Raw genomic sequence first — 15,933 nt, 5'->3', positions numbered from 1 at the left:
GGGTCAGGCCGCCGTTTCCTCTTCAGCGATGCCCAGTTCGGCCATGACGGCGCGGACCTTGTCCTCGGCGTCGGCCTGGAGCCGGGCGGAGGCCGCGGGGGAGCCGCCATCGGAGAGGACGATCACACCGGGGAGCGTCGGGTTCGGCGCGATGACCGTGAGACCGGCCGGCTCGGTGCTGATGACCATGACCGCGCCCTCCAGGCTGACCCAGTCGGTGCGGTCCTTCAGGGCCTCCAGGATGCGGCCCTGCTTGTCGCGGAAGGAAGCACGCTCGCCCATCCACACGCCCGCCTTGGACTTGGAGTCCACGACGTCCGCGTAGATGAGGTGGTTCTGCTTCTCTTTCCTGGGCTTCGGCATAGCTGATCTCCTTGGTGGAAGGGTGACTGCCCGGGACGGGCAGCTTGGATCCGCTCTGGTGCCGCCGGTGTGGTGCCGTATGACACCTCGCCGGTTTCGTGCGCGGCGCGCTGGCGCCGTTCCCCGTCGATGCCGATCGCTTGTTCAGCGCCGACGGGAAGCCTGTTCAGTCCTTCGTCTCGCTGGACTGGGCCTGGTGGGCAATCGACCGTAGGGGCTGGAGGGTGTCCGGATCGGCGGTCCATTCCCGACCCGAGTGGTCCATCGGGCGCATGTGCGCCACCCTCCTGACCGGCCTGCCCGTAAGTTTCGATACGTAGATCAGGACCGCGCCCACGGTTCCGTGACGTCCGCTGGTGGGGTGTGCAACGTCCTGCCCGAGCAGCCGGTGCGCGGTGTCCTCCGTGACCCAGACGTTTGCCTCCGTAGTCGTGCTCATTGGGCACCCCCGAGGCCGAGGAAGGCGTCGAACTGCGCGGAGCTCCACGTGGAGGGGTCACCGTTCCCACTGCGGAACGCCTCGGCAGCCCTGGGCAGACCGCGGCGCTCCAACGGGGTGCCGACGTCCGTCTCCCCGTACGGGGCCACGACGGCCTCGTAGCGCGTGCTGGTTGCGCCAGGGGTTCGTCGGGGAAGCCGGGGGCTGCTCACGGTCCACTCCCTTTCGCTGGGGTCTTCGAGGTGGCGTAAGAGTCCCTCTGGTGCGGGTGTCACGACCACGATGCGCTTGGTGTCATCTGGTGCTCGCCAGGGTGATCGGGGTGTCATGAAGGTGGCGCCGTGATGTCATCTGCACGGATTTCATTGCGCAGCAGGTGTGTTGGCCAGTAGGCACGAAGTGGAACGGGGCGCGATGTGGCCCGTCTCCTGACCTTGAGGGAGCGACCGATGGGCGATCCGGTGACGCTGTTGCGCGTGTTAGTCCAGCAACGGCATTGGCGTTACAGGGACTTCGTCACGGCGTTCGAGCGCGCGGCCTCACAGGCCGGCGTGCGGGGCATGTCGGTGTCGGAGGCACAGTTCCGGCGGTGGACGTCGGGCCGGATCAAAACCATGCCCGGACCGGACACGTGCCGGGTACTGGAGCAGCTCTTCGGTGTGGAGGCCACGTCACTGTTCGGGCCGCCGCCCGCGCTGTCGACCTCGACCTCGGTGACTCCCACTGCGTACGACCTCGAAAGTGAAATCGCCATGACCGCACGTGACGCCGCTGATGAGGCGGGGGCTGCCGCCGCGCAGTCCGTATCCGACACGACCATCGACCAGCTCCGTGACGACGCCCTGTCCCTCGCCCGCTCGTACGGCGCCGTGAGCGCCTTCGACGTGTTCCGGCGAGCGAAGGCCCTGCGCTCGGAGGCAGAGCACCAACGCGGACTCACCAAGGTGCCCGTACAGCAGCAGGACCTGCTGATCGTGGCGGGGCAGGCGTGCGCGCTGCTGTCGACCGCCGCCTTCGACCTCGGCGCACTGGACGACTCGGCACGCCTTGCCCGGTCGGCGGCCCTGTACGGAGAGATGGCGCGCTTCGATCCGCTACGGGCTTATGCCACTGGGTCCTTGGCAATCTGCGCCTATTTCACGGGCCGACCTTCCGAGGCCGTACGGCATGCGCGGACCGCCTTGGCCTACGCCGGTCTGGGCGACACGGCCAGGCGCCGGCTGCTGTCCATCGAAGCCCGCGCCCATGGGCACCTCGGGGACCGGGAGCGGGCCACCCGCGCGCTCATCGCGTCCACCCGGCAGGACAGCGGCGAGCGTGACGCCCTGCACGATGACGTCGGCGGTGAGTTCGCCTTCAACGAGGAGCGCCTGCTGATGTCCAACGGCACCACCGCCCTGCTCGTCGGCGACGGGGCAGGCGCGGAGGTGACGGCGCAACGGGCGCTGGATCTGGTCGCGTCCCGGCCGCCGGCCCGGCAGTCAGTACCGGTACGGGGCAAGGCCGCTGCCGATCTCGCCGCCGCACAACTGCTCCGGGGCGACCTGGACGCAGCGGCGACGACTCTGGAGACGGTGTGGGCGATCCCGGCGGAACAGCGTGTGGCGGGGCTGCTGGAGCGCACCGGCGGTTTGCGCCGAGCTCTGACGGCCCCCGCGTTCAGGGAGACGCGGGTGGCTGTCACGCTCGGCGAACAGATCGAGGAATTCGGGCGCCTCTCGGCGCCGCGGCAGCTGGGTACGGGCAGCGGGCTCCTCGCCATCGAGTGACCCTGCCCCTCGTGTCTACGGGAGGCCGAGGGCAGCGAGGATCTGGGCTTCCTTGGCTGGGTCCACGCCGTGTTCGGCCCACCTCGGGTGTTCGACCGGTCGGCCGTCTGCCTGCATCCACGCCCAGGTGTCCGCAATGGTGTCGGCAAGCGGACGGCAGCGAAGCCCGGCCGCCACTGCACGGGAGGCGTCGACGGACCACACCCCGGAGTGGGTGCGCCACAGCGGAAGCTCCGTCCACTGCTTCACACCGTGTGCAGTGAGCGTCGCCGCATCAGCCCACACTGGGCTTCCGGTACTACCGGTGGCGGCCAGGCAATCAGTGATGAAGTCGGACCAGCTGGTGCCCTCGGGGTGGGCGATGTTGAATGCCCGGCCAGGGCTATCGGTGCCAGCGGCCTGATCGACGGCGAAGACGGCGACATCCCGCACATCAACGGGCTGGATCACCTGGGCGGCCGGCGCCGGGACGACAATCGGGCCGCCGCGCTGGGCACGGGTGAGCCACCACGGGAGGCGCCCGACGTACTCGCCAGGACCCAGGATCACTCCCGGCCGCAGGAACACCGAATCGTCCCCGAAGGCGGCGCGCACGGCAGCCTCTCCTCCTGCCTTCTGGAACCCGTACTTCGTCGGACTGCCATCGGCCCCTGTGTGACCGAAGGACTCATCGGCGTCCGGCGGGCACTCCAACAAGGGGGAGTCCTCGGTGAGCGGGTGGTGGGGCCACCCCTGATAGACGGACACGGTGGAGACGTGCACCCATCGGGCAGCGGCCGGGCGCAGGATGTCGGTGGCGAGAAGGACGTCACGGGGCGGGAACTCGCTGCTGGACGTGTCGATCACGGCATCCCATGGTCCGCGTGAGGCCAGCCGTTTCAGGTCGTCGGGGCTCGTCCGGTCACCCCGGACGGTGTCGGCGCCCTCGACCACGCCGGAGCGGCCCCGATTGAACGTTGTTACATCCCAGCCGCGTCGAAGCGCATCGTCAACGATCGCTCGGCCAAGGAACCAGGTGCCGCCCATCACCAAAATCCGCATGGGGGCGACCCTGCCACGAACCGCAAGGCGACACCATCCCGCCTCTGATTTGAGCGGCTGGTCCAGGACTCGCCGCTACTACCCAGAAGCGATGACGGCCCTCGTGATCACCAGCCGTTGCGGAAGATCTACCCAGTGTCAGTGGCCGTCGGTATCGTCGACGCACTGACTGTGAGGGGGAGCAGTGGCGACTATCCGTCCGAGCCGTCGCATCGAGAGGGCAGGCGTCAACGCCGTACGCACGCTGCTTGAGGACCACGAGCACATCGTTCAGGAAATCGACGGCGGAAACGACCATGGCGAAGACCTCTTCGTCAACCTCACTCGTAGCGGGAAACGGACCGGCCACTACTTCGCCGCGCAGGTCAAGAGCGGAAAGAAGTACAAACGGGCCCGCGGCTACGCCATCCCGGTGGACGACCACTATGACGACTGGAAGCAGAGCCGCATCCCTGTCTTAGGCATCGTCTACGACCCCGACACGGGGATGATCTTCTGGACGAATCTCACCAAACAGCTGAGGGCGGCCGAACAGCCGCCCTCATGGGTGCAGATACCGCTGAGTTCGCGCCTGACGAGCGAGAACATGCGGGGCTTCGCCGCCGAGGTAGAGGCGTACGTCGACGGCGCCGGGATGCGCGTTCGGGGCGCCACGCAAGAGGAGGCCTTGACCGAGGCGATCAGGGCCAGGAAGGGAATCGACCCTGAACTGGCACCCAATCCCCTGTATGAGGGGTTCGGGGACTTCGCCCTTCGCCATGAGGACAAGATCGCCCAGATTGCGCGGACTCTCTTGCAAGCCACTCCGCTGATGATCTTGGCTCTGGTCATGGTCTTCGAGTGGCCGTATCAAGTGCGCTTCGTCGAGCGGTACTCAGACATCAGCCCAGTCATGTGGATCCTCAACCTCTACATCTTCATGTTCTACATGGCCCTGACGATGTTCTTCGAGTTCCGAGCTGGACGCGTCCCCAAGGAGACTGGGCACTGGCTCGCACTGATCGCCGGCAACTTTCTGTGGATCCCGATTTGGGACCCAGGCGGACACCGCGGCTGGTGGGGAACCCTGTGGATCTTGCTGGGCGCCACGGTCCCCTCATGGGGATACAAGACTCTTCTCGTTCACTTCATCTGGTACGCGAAGGAACGGAGGAAGCGTGCCCAGCAAGCAGCGTAGGCCCACATCCCCTCTGCGCGCCGGCGAGGCTGCATGTGGGCAACCAACCCGCTTGAGGTCCGCGTGGGAGGCACGACTCCTCGGATTCGTGGGCCGTTTCCTCTTGGGGCCGATTCGCGACCTGCGAGGCACGGAGCACGGCGTTCTACGGCCTCAGAACGGGCAGAAGAGGAAACGGTCAATTCAATCTCACGCGAGGTACGACCAGCCCCGTGAGTCGAGCCGGGCATCCGGAGATGGCCCAGCCCCGCCTGGAGGGTCTCCGGGCGGGGCTGGGTCTCGACTTCGAGGCCGCCGTAAATCAGCAGGGCAGCTCTGTCGGCAGGGGGCCGGGGGTGAGGTGGGGCGCGCAGTCTGGACAGGCGTACAGCGTCCGGCCTGGGCCGCTCGACCGCTCGATGTGGCGAACCGCGACGGGGGCCGACGTCAGGCGCCCGCAGCGGCAGCAGGCGATGGCCGTCAAGCTCCCACCGCCATGTGGACCGTACGACCGCCGGGGGGCACCTGCCTGCCGTGGATCACGGCCGGGCCAACATCGATACCGCGCAGTGCCATGTCGAGCGCCCATCGGCGTTCCGCCTGCGCGCGGCGCTCCGGGTCGTCAGGGTGCTTGCGGCGCGGGGCTGTGACGTAGGGGCGTACGGGATTGATCGTGTCCGTGAACGGCCTCTTCTCTGCCGACTCACGGGCGTACGGGCTCCTGTGTTCCGGTAACGAGGAGCGCCGAGGTTGCGGGGACGGGGCGTTGCCCGGCAAGGGGGCAGCTCGGTGCCTCCCGCCAGCGGGGAACAGCAGCACGAGTAAGCGCACAAGGTGCGCGATAAGGTCAGTCACGTTCGTCAGCTCCAGATAGCTGATGGGCCACGCCCCCGGACGTTCGCCGCGTCGCGGGGGTCTTGTTGTGTGGCGACCCTAGCCCTACCTGTAAAAGCCTGTAAAGGGCTGTATAGGCCTGTCAGGGAATGCCGCTGTGCCATCGGCCGGATACCTTCGGCTCATGGAGTACGGGCCGGATGACCAGGTGGAGCGCGACGCACCCGATGCGCCGTTCCAACAGCTCGCGGGGATCTTGCGTGCACGCCTGAAGCGCGGTGACTGGAAAACCAACCGCGCCATTCCCGGCGAGAACGCCCTTGCGGACGAGTACGGGCTTTCCCGTCCAACCGTCCGCCGTGCGATTGCGGCGCTCGCCGACGAAGGTCTCCTCTATGCCCTTTCGGGGCGCGGCACGTACGTGGCGGAACAGAAGCCAGAGGCTCCGGCCCCGGACGCCTGAGGTAGCCCCTGTGGCGATGGGCCTTCCCGCGCGCGGAGGCTGCTTCGACCGGTCGTTGCGTGTGGGGTGCCGGCGTCGCGCGCCTGGGCTGCGTTGAGACGAGCAGGGGCTCGTTGTCAGTGGTGTGCTGTATTCGCGCGCACCCGCGCGCGCAAGTCACGACCGGTCGCGGCGGAGACACCCGAAGGCTTCGGAGGGGACGTTGGGGACGCAGGGGACGCTGTTTCCAGGCTGCTCTCTCTCCTTCCTCCTTCCTTCTCTGACTGAGACAGAGGAGAACGGGTGCGGAGGCGTCCCCTGAGTCCCCCGGTCCCGTGATCCGCGCCGTGCCGCGGGAATCAAGGGGGCGCCTCGAGGATCGGCCTACGTCCCCTTCGTCCCCCCGCCGTCCCCCGTGCGTCCCCCGGACAGGAAAGTGCCCCGGGCGGCTGTTGCCGTTCCGGGGCACGTGATCTGCGCTAAAGGGGGCGCAATCACGGGGTCGGGTGGCGCGTGACGGCGTAGACCTTGCCGTGCTTGTTGCTGCCCGAGGTTCGTGCCACCTGGATACCGCGGGCGCGGAGTGCCGGTGCGACCTGTCGAATGCGGGCGCTCAGAACGGCCGGCGTCTTCGGCCACCCGTCGCCGAGGCCACGGCCATCGCTGCCGAGCTGCCGGTGCAGCTCGGCCATGGTGCCCTGCCAGCCGCCGGGCGGAAAGCCCGGCGATTCGGTCCACTCCCGCAGGGCTCCGGCGACAGGGTGGCCGTCGAGCACGGCATCGTTCAGGGCGTCCTGTGCCCCGTTGAAGGCGGCGAGGCTGTGCCAGCCGGTGACGCGGTCGAGGGCGTGCAGCAGCTCGGCGAAGTCGGCGAGCCGTGGACGCTCGGCCAGGTCCGCCGCGGCGTGCGGGAGATCCGCCCACACGGCGACGGCGAGGTCGAGCAGGGCGCCGAGGATGCGCGGGTGTGCCTGCTCGTACGTGGCCCAGAGCGATCCCGCGGTGCGCCTCTTATGGCGGGGGATAGGCTGGAGTTCGAGTGGCAGCATGCGCTCGGCGAGGTCGTTGCGGAGTGCGCCGAGGTCGATCCCGGTGAGCAGTACGGGGCGCTGGTAGGTCAGCACGTTCACGTCGTCGTCGGTGTAGAGGGCTCGGGTCACCTGCGCGTCGCCCGTAACGATGCGGCACAGGGCGTCGGACAGCCAGCCAGGCAGCCCGGAGAGGTTGTCGAGGGCGAGCACCCATCCGGCCGCGGTGGTCGGGCCGAGGTCGCGCAGGTTCTCGGGCGCCTGTCGCAATGGAGCGCGAGCACCCTCGATGATCCCCGCGAGCATCTGGCCCGAGGTGCTCTTGCCCGTTCCCTGCTCGCCAGTCAGGTATGCGATCGGGCGCGGCATCTCCGGGCGCAGCGCGGCCAGCAGCCAGCCGACCGCGAGCGGCAGCGTCTCCGGCGTGAACGGCAGCAGCTCGGCGAACTCCTCGATGCCCTCGCGCCAGCCGCCGGCGGAGCGGTCCGGGCGAGGCAAGGAGCGAACCAACTTGCTGCGCCGCCATATCGGCCCAGTCTCCGGGTCCGGGGACGTCAGCGCCCATCCGTCCGGGGCAAGGCGGACAGACTCCCCGTCCGGGCGGCCGAGGTCGAGCCAGGACACTGCCGTGTCCTCGGGGTCTGCGGCGACGCGCAGGTGCAGTTCGGTCTCGGGGGCCCGCATGGCGAGCGCGTCGAGGGCGGCGAGCGTGTCGGCGAGCGCGGTCTGCGACGGCGTTCGGTCGTGTTCGGTGACGTAGGCGTAGGTCAGGTGCTGGCGCAGGCTTCCGGTCCCCGTGTGCGCGGCGGCGCGCAGCGGCACGGCGATGGGCGGGCCGTCGTACGGGACTGCGTACGGGGCGCCGTTGTGATGCAGGTACCGGAACCGGTTTTGCCCGAGCACGCGCAGTACCTCGGCCTGCGGGGGCTGTCGTTCCTGTTTCGGGGCACGTTGCTGTTCCGTGCCCGCACCCTGCACAGGGAAGGGCACGACGGAGCGAGCAGCGGCGGTCGGGTTGAAGGTCGGGACATGGGTCACGCGGCAGCTCCGGTGAGGGTGCGGGGGTACCGCTCGCCGGCCGACAGTCCGGAGCGGATCGCGGCCTCAGCCTCACGGTCGGGCAGTCCGGCGTGGCGCGCGGCGTCGCGGAGCACGTCGGCGAGCTGGGCGCGGTCGAGCTGGCCGACGGCGCGCAGCGTGCCGAGGTTGAAAGCGGCACGGTTGAGGGTCTCGTTACGGGTGCCAGCCTGCGCCTCAGCGACGGCGCGCAGCTCGCCCTCGATGGCAGCGGCGACGTACCCGCCGCCCACGGTGTGGGAGCGCCAGGGCAGTGCGGTGCGGGGTCGCTCGGGGCGTACGCGGTGCCCGGTGCGGTCGAGGTCCCGCGCCAGCCAGACGGGCAGCTCGGCGACCGTACGGCAGTCGCCGAGCGCGGTGTACGCGCCGGCACGAGTGGACGTGCCGGGCGCCACCGCGTATGAGGACCCCGCGCGCACATCGAGCTGCCAGCCCAAGGCACCGGCGAGCGGGCGCCACGTCGTACCGGCCGGGGCACGGAACCAGTAGTGCACGCCGCCCGAAGGAGTGTGCACGGTGAGCGTCTCCGGCCCACAGCCGGGCAGCGTCGCGCGCCGCGCCTCGACGAGCAGGGCCAGCGTGTCACGACCGTCCGCAACACTGCCAGGCGCGATGTCATAGGGCAGGTCGACGCCGGGGAGAAGGGCCTCCGGGTCAACGGGGGCATCTCCCTCGTGGCTGTCCACATCAAGGATGACCAGCCCGGACGGCCCTGCTGCGATTCCCACGCCGGCAGCTGGCAGACGGTTCCACCAGGCCACGATCAGGCTGGGGTCGTTGGTCGCGGCGAGGACACCGTGGCAGGGACGGCCAGCGGCGACGCAGGGGCAGGCGTGCCCATCATGCTCGGTGTACTGCCGGTTGGGCCGCTGCTTGGTCCCAGGAGAACACCGGTCACATCCGCGGACGGGAATCTTCGTTCCCGGCGTAAGCGGATGGACGTGCCAGCCCTGCGCGGCGGCCCAGAGAGCGACGCGCAGGGGGTTCGGTGCGGTGGGCCGGGAACGGGCCGCCAATAGGTCGGACTCGATCGTGCTGGGGAGCTGGATAGGCTCCTGCATGTAGAGGTCTCCTTGCGGCGGCACGGGGCGGGCTTCGTCGTTCGCACCCCGTGCCGTCGTGCTGTTCAGGCTTGGACAGAGCTGGAGAGTTCGAGGGCTCCGGCGGATGCGCCAACATCCGTGCGGAGCCCGGCCTCTTCCTGCGGACGGATGCCGAGTGCTACGTGCAGCTCGGCGGTGACGACCCGCAGTGCGCGGCCGAGCCGCATAGTCCGCACCGGCAGCTCTCCCCGCTTCGCCAGGGTGTACGTCGTGCTGCGCTTGAGTCCGAACGCGCGGCCGGCAGTCTCAAGGTCGACGGTCGCCGGAAGGGCGAGCAGCTCGGCTCGGGTGAGGGCGCCGCTCATGCCACCTCGTCTCGGTGAAGCCTGTGCTGGGCCAAGTCTTCGAGGACCCGCGCATAAGCGAGCGCGGCCTCTCCCCTCGGGCTTCGCTTCCCACGTTCCCAGCGCCAGACCGTCGACGGGTCCACCCCGCACAGGTCCGCGATCTCCGACAGCGACAGCCGAGCGGCGGCACGGGTGCGCATCGCTGCCCCCGAGGCAGCGTCGGCCCGTACCTGCGCAAGACGCAGGACATCAGTTCTGATCATGGACCGAGCCTAGCCGATACCTTGCCTCAACTCCACAGGACTTCTTTACCCCGTGGCAGATAATGAACTTTGCCGACAGGCAAGGTTAGATAGGGAAAGAGAAGGACTGAGAAGGAAGATGAGAGACCAGATGAGACTTGATGAGCACAAACAAGGAGAGACCGGGAAAGCGGGATGGAGTCCATGAGCGCGGGAGAGGGAACGAGCGGGACAGTCATCCTTGCCACTTCCTTGCCCTTCAGGCAGGATTAAGGCATGCAGAATGATGGAGTGCCCGATGGATGGGACTACGTAGCCACCCCCGGCTGGCCCTACGACCAGTTCCGCGGGGAACCGCCTCTCGTCGATCTCGGGCACCTGAAGATGCCGAGCCACTTCACCGGTATCGCCGTGGGGAAGAAGGTCCGCGCCACGGTCGCGCTGTGCTTCCGCGCCGACCCCCAATCGGGCGTGCAGCTGGTGTCCGTCATGACCGGGGACACGGGAGCCGACTTCGGTCTCGAAGCGGTTCTCGGAGCGGCAGGGATCGCGACGTGGAAGCACGCCGCGTTCATGCAGCTGGTGAACAGCTCGGCCACCGAATGGCTCGGGGAGATCCTTGCCCCTCAGGCCGACCAGTCGGCCTCCGCGTTCGAGCGGAAGAAGGAAGAGGCACGGCGCCTGCTGGCCCCGCTGTTCGCCCTGCTGCCGTCGCAGCAGACACCTGGGCAGCGCCGCAGCCTCACCCCGGACCACCTGACCAACGTGGCCGAGGTCTACCGAGAGGCGCACAAGCAAGGCCGGCCGCCCACCGTCGCGGTCGCCGAGCACTTCGGCGTCTCGCACTCCGCTGCCGCGAAGTGGGTCGGGGCGGCACGCAAGCAAGGTCAGTTGGGGCCCGTGGCGAAGGGGTCGCGGGGATCTGTTGAGGGGGACTGAGATTGAACGGGTCGACTCACCGGCGGTGCAACTGCCGGGACCAGGAGAGCGGGAAGCTGCTCGGGAGTAAGTGCCCGAAACTCAAGGGCAAGCGCCACGGGGCGTACAGGCTGCGGCAGGAGCTCCCGCCCACCAGCGAGGGCACGCGGCGCTCGTTCACCCGTGGCGGCTACGAGTCGAAGGGGGAAGCCCAGGCCGACCTGGACCACATACGGGCCCTGCTCGCCCTGGCCGATTCGGACGACGACGAGGGCCGCGAGCGCATCGTCGAGCTGCTGGCCAAAGTGGCGCAGGACAAGGCTCCGCTACCGGACCTCGAAGAGACGCGGCGCCGGCTCCACACCACGCAGTCGCTCACCATCCGAATCACGGTCGGCGAGTGGCTCGACACCTGGCTCGCGGCGAAGAAGACCCGGAAGACCACGACCAACGGGTACGCCTCACACATCAAGGTTCACCTGAAGCCGCGCATCGGGCACCTGCGGCTGGACCGGCTCAACGTCGGGCACCTCGTGGAGATGTTCGACGCCATCGGCGACGAGAACGAGGTGATCGCGGCCGAGAACCAGGAGCGCCGTGATCAGATCGCGCGGTGCAAGCCGAGCAAGGCTGGGCGCCCTGTTGCCGCCGAGCGGGCCAAGCTGGCTCTGGAGAAGGAGAAGCTCGCCGAGATGAAGCCGTTCCGGAAGCTCACGGGTCCTGCGACCCGTCAGAGCATCCGGCGGACGCTGCGGGCCGCGCTGAATGCCGCGATTGCTCGGCAGCTCGTCACCTTCAACCCGGCCGCGCACGTAGAGCTTGAGTCGGGCAAGCGGCCCAAGCCGCTCCTGTGGACAGCTGAGCGCGTGGAGCGGTGGCTGGAGACCGGCGAGAAGCCCAGCCCGGTCATGGTGTGGATGCCGGCGCAGCTCGGGGCCTTCCTCGACCACGCGTCAGACCACCGGCTGTACGCGTTCTTCCACCTGATCGCGTTCCGCGGTCTGCGGCGCGGCGAGGGCGTCGGCCAGGACTGGACGCACGTGAACCTGGACGCCGGGCTCCTCACCGTCGCGAGCGAGATCGTGCAGGACGGATGGACGCCGTACGAGTCGGAGCCGAAGACGGACTCCAGCGCGAACACCATCGGCCTGGACAACGACACCGTGGCCGTTCTGCGGGCGCACAGGGTCCGCCAGAACAAGGAGCGCCTCAAGTGGGGGAAAGGCTGGCAGAACACGGGGAAGGTCTTCACCAAGGAGGACGGCACCTGGCTGCATCCGGGCACCGTCTCCAAGGAGTTCCGGCGCCTCTACGAGGAGATCGGCCTGCCGCCCATCAACCTCCGGGACCTGCGCCACGGGACGGCGACCCTCACGCACGCCGGCGGTGGCGACCTCCACACCATCAAGGAGACGCTGCGGCACTCCACCATCACGCTGACTTCGGACACGTACACGAGCCTGCTGCCCGAGGTCGACAAGGCCGCAGCTGAGGCAGCTGCCCGGCTCGTCCCGAGAGCACGTCCGGCCGTGGCGGCGAACGGGAGTTCCAGCACCGCCGCTCCCGCATCGCTCCCGCACGGGGTCCCGAACGACGAAGCGCCTCGATCGGCCGAAGCCAATCGAGGCGCTAAGTAGCAGGTCAGAGGGGTTAACCCCCGCCTGCGAGCAGTAGGCCATGTCGGACTCGAACCGACAACCAACGGATTAAAAGTCCGCTGCTCTGCCAATTGAGCTAATGGCCCTCGGTGTGCTCACCCCAGAGCATAGCCGCAGAGCGCCGGACAGCCGATGGGGTATCGGCTGTCCGGACCGTGTCATCAACTCAGACTCGCGTACGCCCCCCAGCCGTCGCCGATCTTCACGCGTGCCTCGAACCTGCCGTTGCCCCGCCCGGCGTAGCGCCACAGGACCCCCGACGTGTCCCGCGCCACCAGGTCGGACTTGCCGTCACCGGTGATGTCGCCAACGCCGACGACCGCGTTGAAAATGTTCCAGCCCGTACCGATCTGGACCGGGGCGGCCGGTTTGCCGTCGGCCCCGCCGGCGTAGAACCACAACTTCCCGGCCGGGTCCCGGCCCAACAGGTCGCCGCGGCCGTCTCCGTTCAGGTCGCGCGCACCCGTGAGCCGGTACCCCTTCAGGCCCTCGGCCACCAGCACCTTCGCTTCCAGCCGGGTGCCGTTGAGCGCGTACAGGAACAGGTGGCCCGTGGCGTCGTTCTTGGCCAGCAGATCGGCCCGCCCGTCACCCGTGAGGTCCCCCGGGGAGACGAGCGTGTCGTACGTGTTCCAGCCGCCAGCCCCGACCACCGTGTACGGCGAGGCCGGCTTCAACGGGTTCCCGCAGCCGGGGCGGTAGGCCCGCAGTTCACCGGCCGCCATCCGCACGAGCACGTCGTTGCAGCCGTCCTCGTCCACGTCGCCGAACGGCAGTACGGCGTTGGCCGCGTTCGCGCCGGTCCAGCCGCTACCGGAGACGGCCGCGCCGAAGGCGCCCGCGCCGCCCGGACGGAACTCGGCCGTCCCGTCGGCCTTCAGCCCGAACAGGTCGCCGTTCCCGTCCCCGACGTGGTCCCGGGGCGGCCTCGCCCCGGCCCCGGAGAGCGAAACGGCCCCCGAGACGATGAGGTCGGCGCCCAGCCCGTCGGCGGGCTTGGCGGTCAGCGCCCAGTCGTACGCGCCGCTGTACAAGAGCTTCCCGAAGGCGTCCTTGCCGTCCCAGGTGGGGGCGATGAGGCCGCGCGCCTCGCCGCCCCTGCGCACGACGGTCAGGACGCCCGTCGCCCGGTCCCGGACCTTCAGCGTCCACGAGGCGGCGGGCTTGGACAGCCACCACTTCCCGGTCCACGTCTGTGCGGGCACCTTCTTGAGGTCCAGTACGGCGGCGGGCGCCACCACGTCGATCCCAGTCAACGGGGAGGCCGCCACGCCGGTCGGCACGATGTGCACGCGCTCCGCGTCGTCCACGTAGGCGACGTGGCCGCCGAAGCGGTCGACCGTCCAGCCGGTGCGGCGCCCGATGGACGCGCCCAGCGCGGCCTTGCCCACCAGCACCCGCGTGGGCAGCGTCTTGCCGGCCGCCGGCACCCCGCCGGTCAGGTCGGTCAGTTCGAGCCCCGTGGTCTCCGTACGGCGCACCAGATAGCCGTCCCCGAGGAGCGCGGGATCGGCGGGCACCGCCACCGCCTTGCCGGAGGTCTGGTCGAAGAGGCCGGCCGCGGCCGGCTTGCCCGCGTCCGCGTCCTTCGGGCAGGCCCAGTAGACCCAGCGGCCGACGGCCTGGAGCGCGTTCGGCATGCAGCCGTCGAGCGTCTTGAAGACCTTCTGCGCGGCGCCTCGGGGCAGGTCCTGCCGGCTGATCGTGCCGTCCGCCGTGGAGCCGCTCCAGAGGGTGGAGCCCCAGACCGCGGAGGCCACCTTGTCGCGCTTGATCAGCACGGATCCGGAGGAGGGCTCCTTGAACTCGGTCACGTACTGGTTGCCGGAGGAGAGCCCCGCGACGATGCCGAAGCGGCCCGACAAGTCGGTGAGCGCCGGGCTGTCCTCTCCGGTGGTGACCCTGGGACCCCAGCCGGTGGCGCCGGACGGGAAGAGGACCGTGCCGCCCTGCTCTGTGGGATTGAGGCGGCCGTGGTTGCCGTCTCCGGAGGAGAACATGGCCAGGCAGCGCTTGCTGTCCCAGCTCCAGCAGCCCCCGTCCTCACCGCCGGTGGGCCGGTCGACCGTACTGGAGAGGACCGCGGGCGTACCGGGGCCGGTGCTCAGCCGTGCGGTTCGATAGGTTCCGATGATGGTCGCGGGCTCGTACACGGTGCTGTTGTCCGAGGTGTTCAGGATGCCGCTGCCGAGAGCCAGGCCGTAGACCGAGGCCGGCACCGGCGCGACGGTGGCGACACGCTTCACCTCTGTGGCACCGGTAGCCGACCGGGTGAGCCGGTGGACGGCCCAGGCCACGTCTCCCTGGCTCGTGCTCGACTCCGCGACGGAGCCGACGGCGAGGACCGAGCCGTCGGGAGCGACGGCCAGTTGCAGGTGAGCGGACCCGAGCTCGACGTTGCTGTCGTCGCTGCCCTCCGGAAGGCTCCAGAGATTGCCACCGGTGCGGTCGTCGTTGATCCGCGGGTCCACACCCAGCAGGGTCTCGCGACCGAGCAGGGCGAATTCCGGCTGGTCCGGAGCCGAGATCCCCAACGTCCTCAGAGGTGCGGCATCGAGTTTCGCCCTGTCCAGCACATCCACCCGAGTGCCGTGGCCGTGCAACCGCAGCAGCCCCCGCGGAGCGAGCCGGAAGCCGGTGACCGCGTACGGGTCTTCCGGGTCGGGGCGGTCCGGCAGCCCCGTCGCCTGCCCGGTGGCGAGGTCGATCATCATCCAGCGCCAGGCCCTGCCGGAGGGGACGGACACGGCCTGGCGCACGATCACGGACTTCGCGTCGCCGTCCACCAACCGACTCTCCGCGGCGCCGGCCAGGAGCCCTTTCACCGGGGTGTCACTCGCCTTGCCGGCTCCGCCGGCCTTGAGCAGGTGGTACGCACCGGGCGCGTTCGGGTCGCCTTCGACGGTGACCACGGTGTCCCCGAAGGTGCCCTTGTACGTCTGGCCGGGCGGCAGGGCGATGTCCGCGAAGGCAGCGCCCGCACCCTTCTGAAGGGTCACGTGCGGCACCGGAGTCGCGGAGTACAGGGCGACCGTGTCGGAGCCCGCGCCGTAGTACCCGGGCTCGAAGCTGAACGGGGCCTGCGTGAAGGAGCCGTTGTCGACGTCGTACACGGGCTTGGACGCGAGACGCGTCGCGAGCGCGGTCGTGGTGCCCGTCGCGTAGTCGATCCAGAGCAGCCGGTCGTCGCCCTCCTGGGCGAGCAGCAGGCCCGTCGTACCCGCTTCGAGGATGCGGGTGCCGCGCGGAATGCGCCGCTGGGTCGCGGGCAGTACGGTCTCGGCCGCCGCGGCCCGCACGACCGCTGCTCCTGTCGGTGCCTCCGCCGCCGTGGCCGGTACGGCGGCCAGCGTGACCACCGTGGTGGTCAGCGCGAGCGCGGCCAGTGCGCGCGTGCGCGTTCGTCTCATCATTCCCCCCGGAACTCGGGGGCCCGCCTCAGCGGCGGCCAGCGCCCTCGCCCTGCCCCCACTGCAAAGTCTGCGGAGCCTAGCAACAGGGGCCGACAACGCCGAAAGGGCCCCTACGACGGGTGGTCGTAGGGGCCCTGTCAGGCGATCAGTTCAGCGGCCGGTC

The 15,933-nt window shown here is 69.5% G+C and carries 14 protein-coding genes and 1 tRNA gene; 5 read left to right on the top strand and 10 right to left on the bottom strand.

Going from position 1 to position 15,933, the window contains the following annotated elements; all coding sequences use genetic code 11:
• Positions 1–3 precede the first annotated feature (3 nt).
• The 3 genes from OHA37_RS20160 to OHA37_RS20150 all read right to left on the bottom strand — a co-directional run bounded on the left by OHA37_RS20160 (position 4) and on the right by OHA37_RS20150 (position 1,014).
• Positions 4–363: a hypothetical protein gene (locus OHA37_RS20160; RefSeq protein WP_266907177.1), complete on the bottom strand. Its 360-nt coding sequence runs from the start codon at positions 361–363 to the stop codon at positions 4–6.
• A gap of 166 nt (positions 364–529) precedes the next feature.
• Positions 530–802: a hypothetical protein gene (locus OHA37_RS20155; protein WP_266907176.1), complete on the bottom strand. Its 273-nt coding sequence runs from the start codon at positions 800–802 to the stop codon at positions 530–532.
• The gene (locus OHA37_RS20150; protein ID WP_266907174.1) at positions 799–1,014 is read right to left on the bottom strand and encodes a hypothetical protein; all 216 of its coding nucleotides are present in this window, start codon (positions 1,012–1,014) and stop codon (positions 799–801) included. Before OHA37_RS20150 ends, OHA37_RS20155 begins: the two co-directional genes overlap by 4 nt.
• A 237-nt stretch (positions 1,015–1,251) precedes the next feature.
• Between OHA37_RS20150 and OHA37_RS20145 the strand changes: the two genes are divergently transcribed.
• Positions 1,252–2,571 (top strand): DNA-binding protein, encoded by a 1,320-nt coding sequence (locus OHA37_RS20145; RefSeq protein WP_266907172.1) that lies wholly within the window; start codon positions 1,252–1,254, stop codon positions 2,569–2,571.
• 15 nt (positions 2,572–2,586) lie between these two features.
• Here OHA37_RS20145 and OHA37_RS20140 read toward each other — a convergent pair whose 3' ends face one another.
• Complete coding sequence (locus tag OHA37_RS20140; protein WP_266907170.1) at positions 2,587–3,612, bottom strand: NAD-dependent epimerase/dehydratase family protein; 1,026 nt, start codon at positions 3,610–3,612, stop codon at positions 2,587–2,589.
• Between the two features lie 184 nt (positions 3,613–3,796).
• Between OHA37_RS20140 and OHA37_RS20135 the strand changes: the two genes are divergently transcribed.
• The gene (locus OHA37_RS20135) at positions 3,797–4,789 is read left to right on the top strand and encodes a DUF4365 domain-containing protein (protein ID WP_266907168.1); all 993 of its coding nucleotides are present in this window, start codon (positions 3,797–3,799) and stop codon (positions 4,787–4,789) included.
• Between the two features lie 997 nt (positions 4,790–5,786).
• Entirely contained in the window at positions 5,787–6,065 is a 279-nt protein-coding gene (locus tag OHA37_RS20130; protein WP_266907167.1) for a GntR family transcriptional regulator, read from the top strand.
• Between the two features lie 473 nt (positions 6,066–6,538).
• On the opposite strand, the gene OHA37_RS20125 is transcribed toward OHA37_RS20130, so the two are convergent.
• From OHA37_RS20125 to OHA37_RS40795, 4 genes are all read right to left on the bottom strand, one after another.
• The gene (locus OHA37_RS20125; RefSeq protein WP_266907165.1) at positions 6,539–8,110 is read right to left on the bottom strand and encodes a hypothetical protein; all 1,572 of its coding nucleotides are present in this window, start codon (positions 8,108–8,110) and stop codon (positions 6,539–6,541) included.
• Positions 8,107–9,210, bottom strand: a complete 1,104-nt coding sequence (locus OHA37_RS20120; protein ID WP_266907163.1) for a bifunctional DNA primase/polymerase — start codon at positions 9,208–9,210, stop codon at positions 8,107–8,109. Before OHA37_RS20120 ends, OHA37_RS20125 begins: the two co-directional genes overlap by 4 nt.
• A 65-nt stretch (positions 9,211–9,275) precedes the next feature.
• Positions 9,276–9,557, bottom strand: coding sequence for an integrase (locus OHA37_RS20115; protein ID WP_215146330.1), 282 nt, complete (start codon positions 9,555–9,557; stop codon positions 9,276–9,278).
• Entirely contained in the window at positions 9,554–9,739 is a 186-nt protein-coding gene (locus tag OHA37_RS40795; RefSeq protein WP_353963466.1) for a helix-turn-helix domain-containing protein, read from the bottom strand. Before OHA37_RS40795 ends, OHA37_RS20115 begins: the two co-directional genes overlap by 4 nt.
• A 333-nt stretch (positions 9,740–10,072) precedes the next feature.
• Here OHA37_RS40795 and OHA37_RS20110 point away from each other — a divergent pair, with 333 nt between their 5' ends.
• Both OHA37_RS20110 and OHA37_RS20105 read left to right on the top strand, forming a co-directional pair.
• The gene (locus tag OHA37_RS20110) at positions 10,073–10,720 is read left to right on the top strand and encodes a hypothetical protein (protein WP_266907160.1); all 648 of its coding nucleotides are present in this window, start codon (positions 10,073–10,075) and stop codon (positions 10,718–10,720) included.
• A 2-nt stretch (positions 10,721–10,722) separates the two neighbouring features.
• Positions 10,723–12,336 carry a site-specific integrase gene (locus tag OHA37_RS20105; RefSeq protein ID WP_266907158.1) on the top strand — a complete coding sequence of 538 codons (1,614 nt, stop codon included), beginning with the start codon at positions 10,723–10,725 and terminating at the stop codon, positions 12,334–12,336.
• A gap of 34 nt (positions 12,337–12,370) precedes the next feature.
• Here the strand turns inward: OHA37_RS20105 and OHA37_RS20100 are convergent.
• Together OHA37_RS20100 and OHA37_RS20095 are read right to left on the bottom strand one after the other, a co-directional pair.
• Positions 12,371–12,443, bottom strand: a tRNA-Lys gene (locus OHA37_RS20100).
• Positions 12,444–12,518: 75 nt separating this feature from the next.
• On the bottom strand, positions 12,519–15,770 hold the full coding sequence (locus OHA37_RS20095; RefSeq protein WP_266907156.1) for an FG-GAP repeat domain-containing protein: 3,252 nt from the start codon (positions 15,768–15,770) through the stop codon (positions 12,519–12,521).
• Positions 15,771–15,933: the final 163 nt, after the last annotated feature.

Origin of the sequence: Streptomyces sp. NBC_00335 (genome assembly GCF_036127095.1) — a bacterium.
GTDB lineage: Bacteria > Actinomycetota > Actinomycetes > Streptomycetales > Streptomycetaceae > Streptomyces.
This window is presented reverse-complemented; position numbering and strand designations above follow the sequence as displayed.

Bases quoted from the DNA above. Each gene is read 5' to 3' on its own strand.
- OHA37_RS20160 (WP_266907177.1), bottom strand. From the start codon at position 363: ATGCCGAAGCCCAGGAAAGAGAAGCAGAACCACCTCATCTACGCGGAC.
- OHA37_RS20155 (WP_266907176.1), bottom strand. From the start codon at position 802: ATGAGCACGACTACGGAGGCAAACGTCTGGGTCACGGAGGACACCGCG.
- OHA37_RS20145 (WP_266907172.1), top strand. From the start codon at position 1,252: ATGGGCGATCCGGTGACGCTGTTGCGCGTGTTAGTCCAGCAACGGCAT.
- OHA37_RS20140 (WP_266907170.1), bottom strand. From the start codon at position 3,612: ATGCGGATTTTGGTGATGGGCGGCACCTGGTTCCTTGGCCGAGCGATC.
- OHA37_RS20130 (WP_266907167.1), top strand. From the start codon at position 5,787: ATGGAGTACGGGCCGGATGACCAGGTGGAGCGCGACGCACCCGATGCG.
- OHA37_RS20120 (WP_266907163.1), bottom strand. From the start codon at position 9,210: ATGCAGGAGCCTATCCAGCTCCCCAGCACGATCGAGTCCGACCTATTG.
- OHA37_RS20115 (WP_215146330.1), bottom strand. From the start codon at position 9,557: ATGAGCGGCGCCCTCACCCGAGCCGAGCTGCTCGCCCTTCCGGCGACC.
- OHA37_RS40795 (WP_353963466.1), bottom strand. From the start codon at position 9,739: ATGCGCACCCGTGCCGCCGCTCGGCTGTCGCTGTCGGAGATCGCGGAC.
- OHA37_RS20095 (WP_266907156.1), bottom strand. From the start codon at position 15,770: ATGATGAGACGAACGCGCACGCGCGCACTGGCCGCGCTCGCGCTGACC.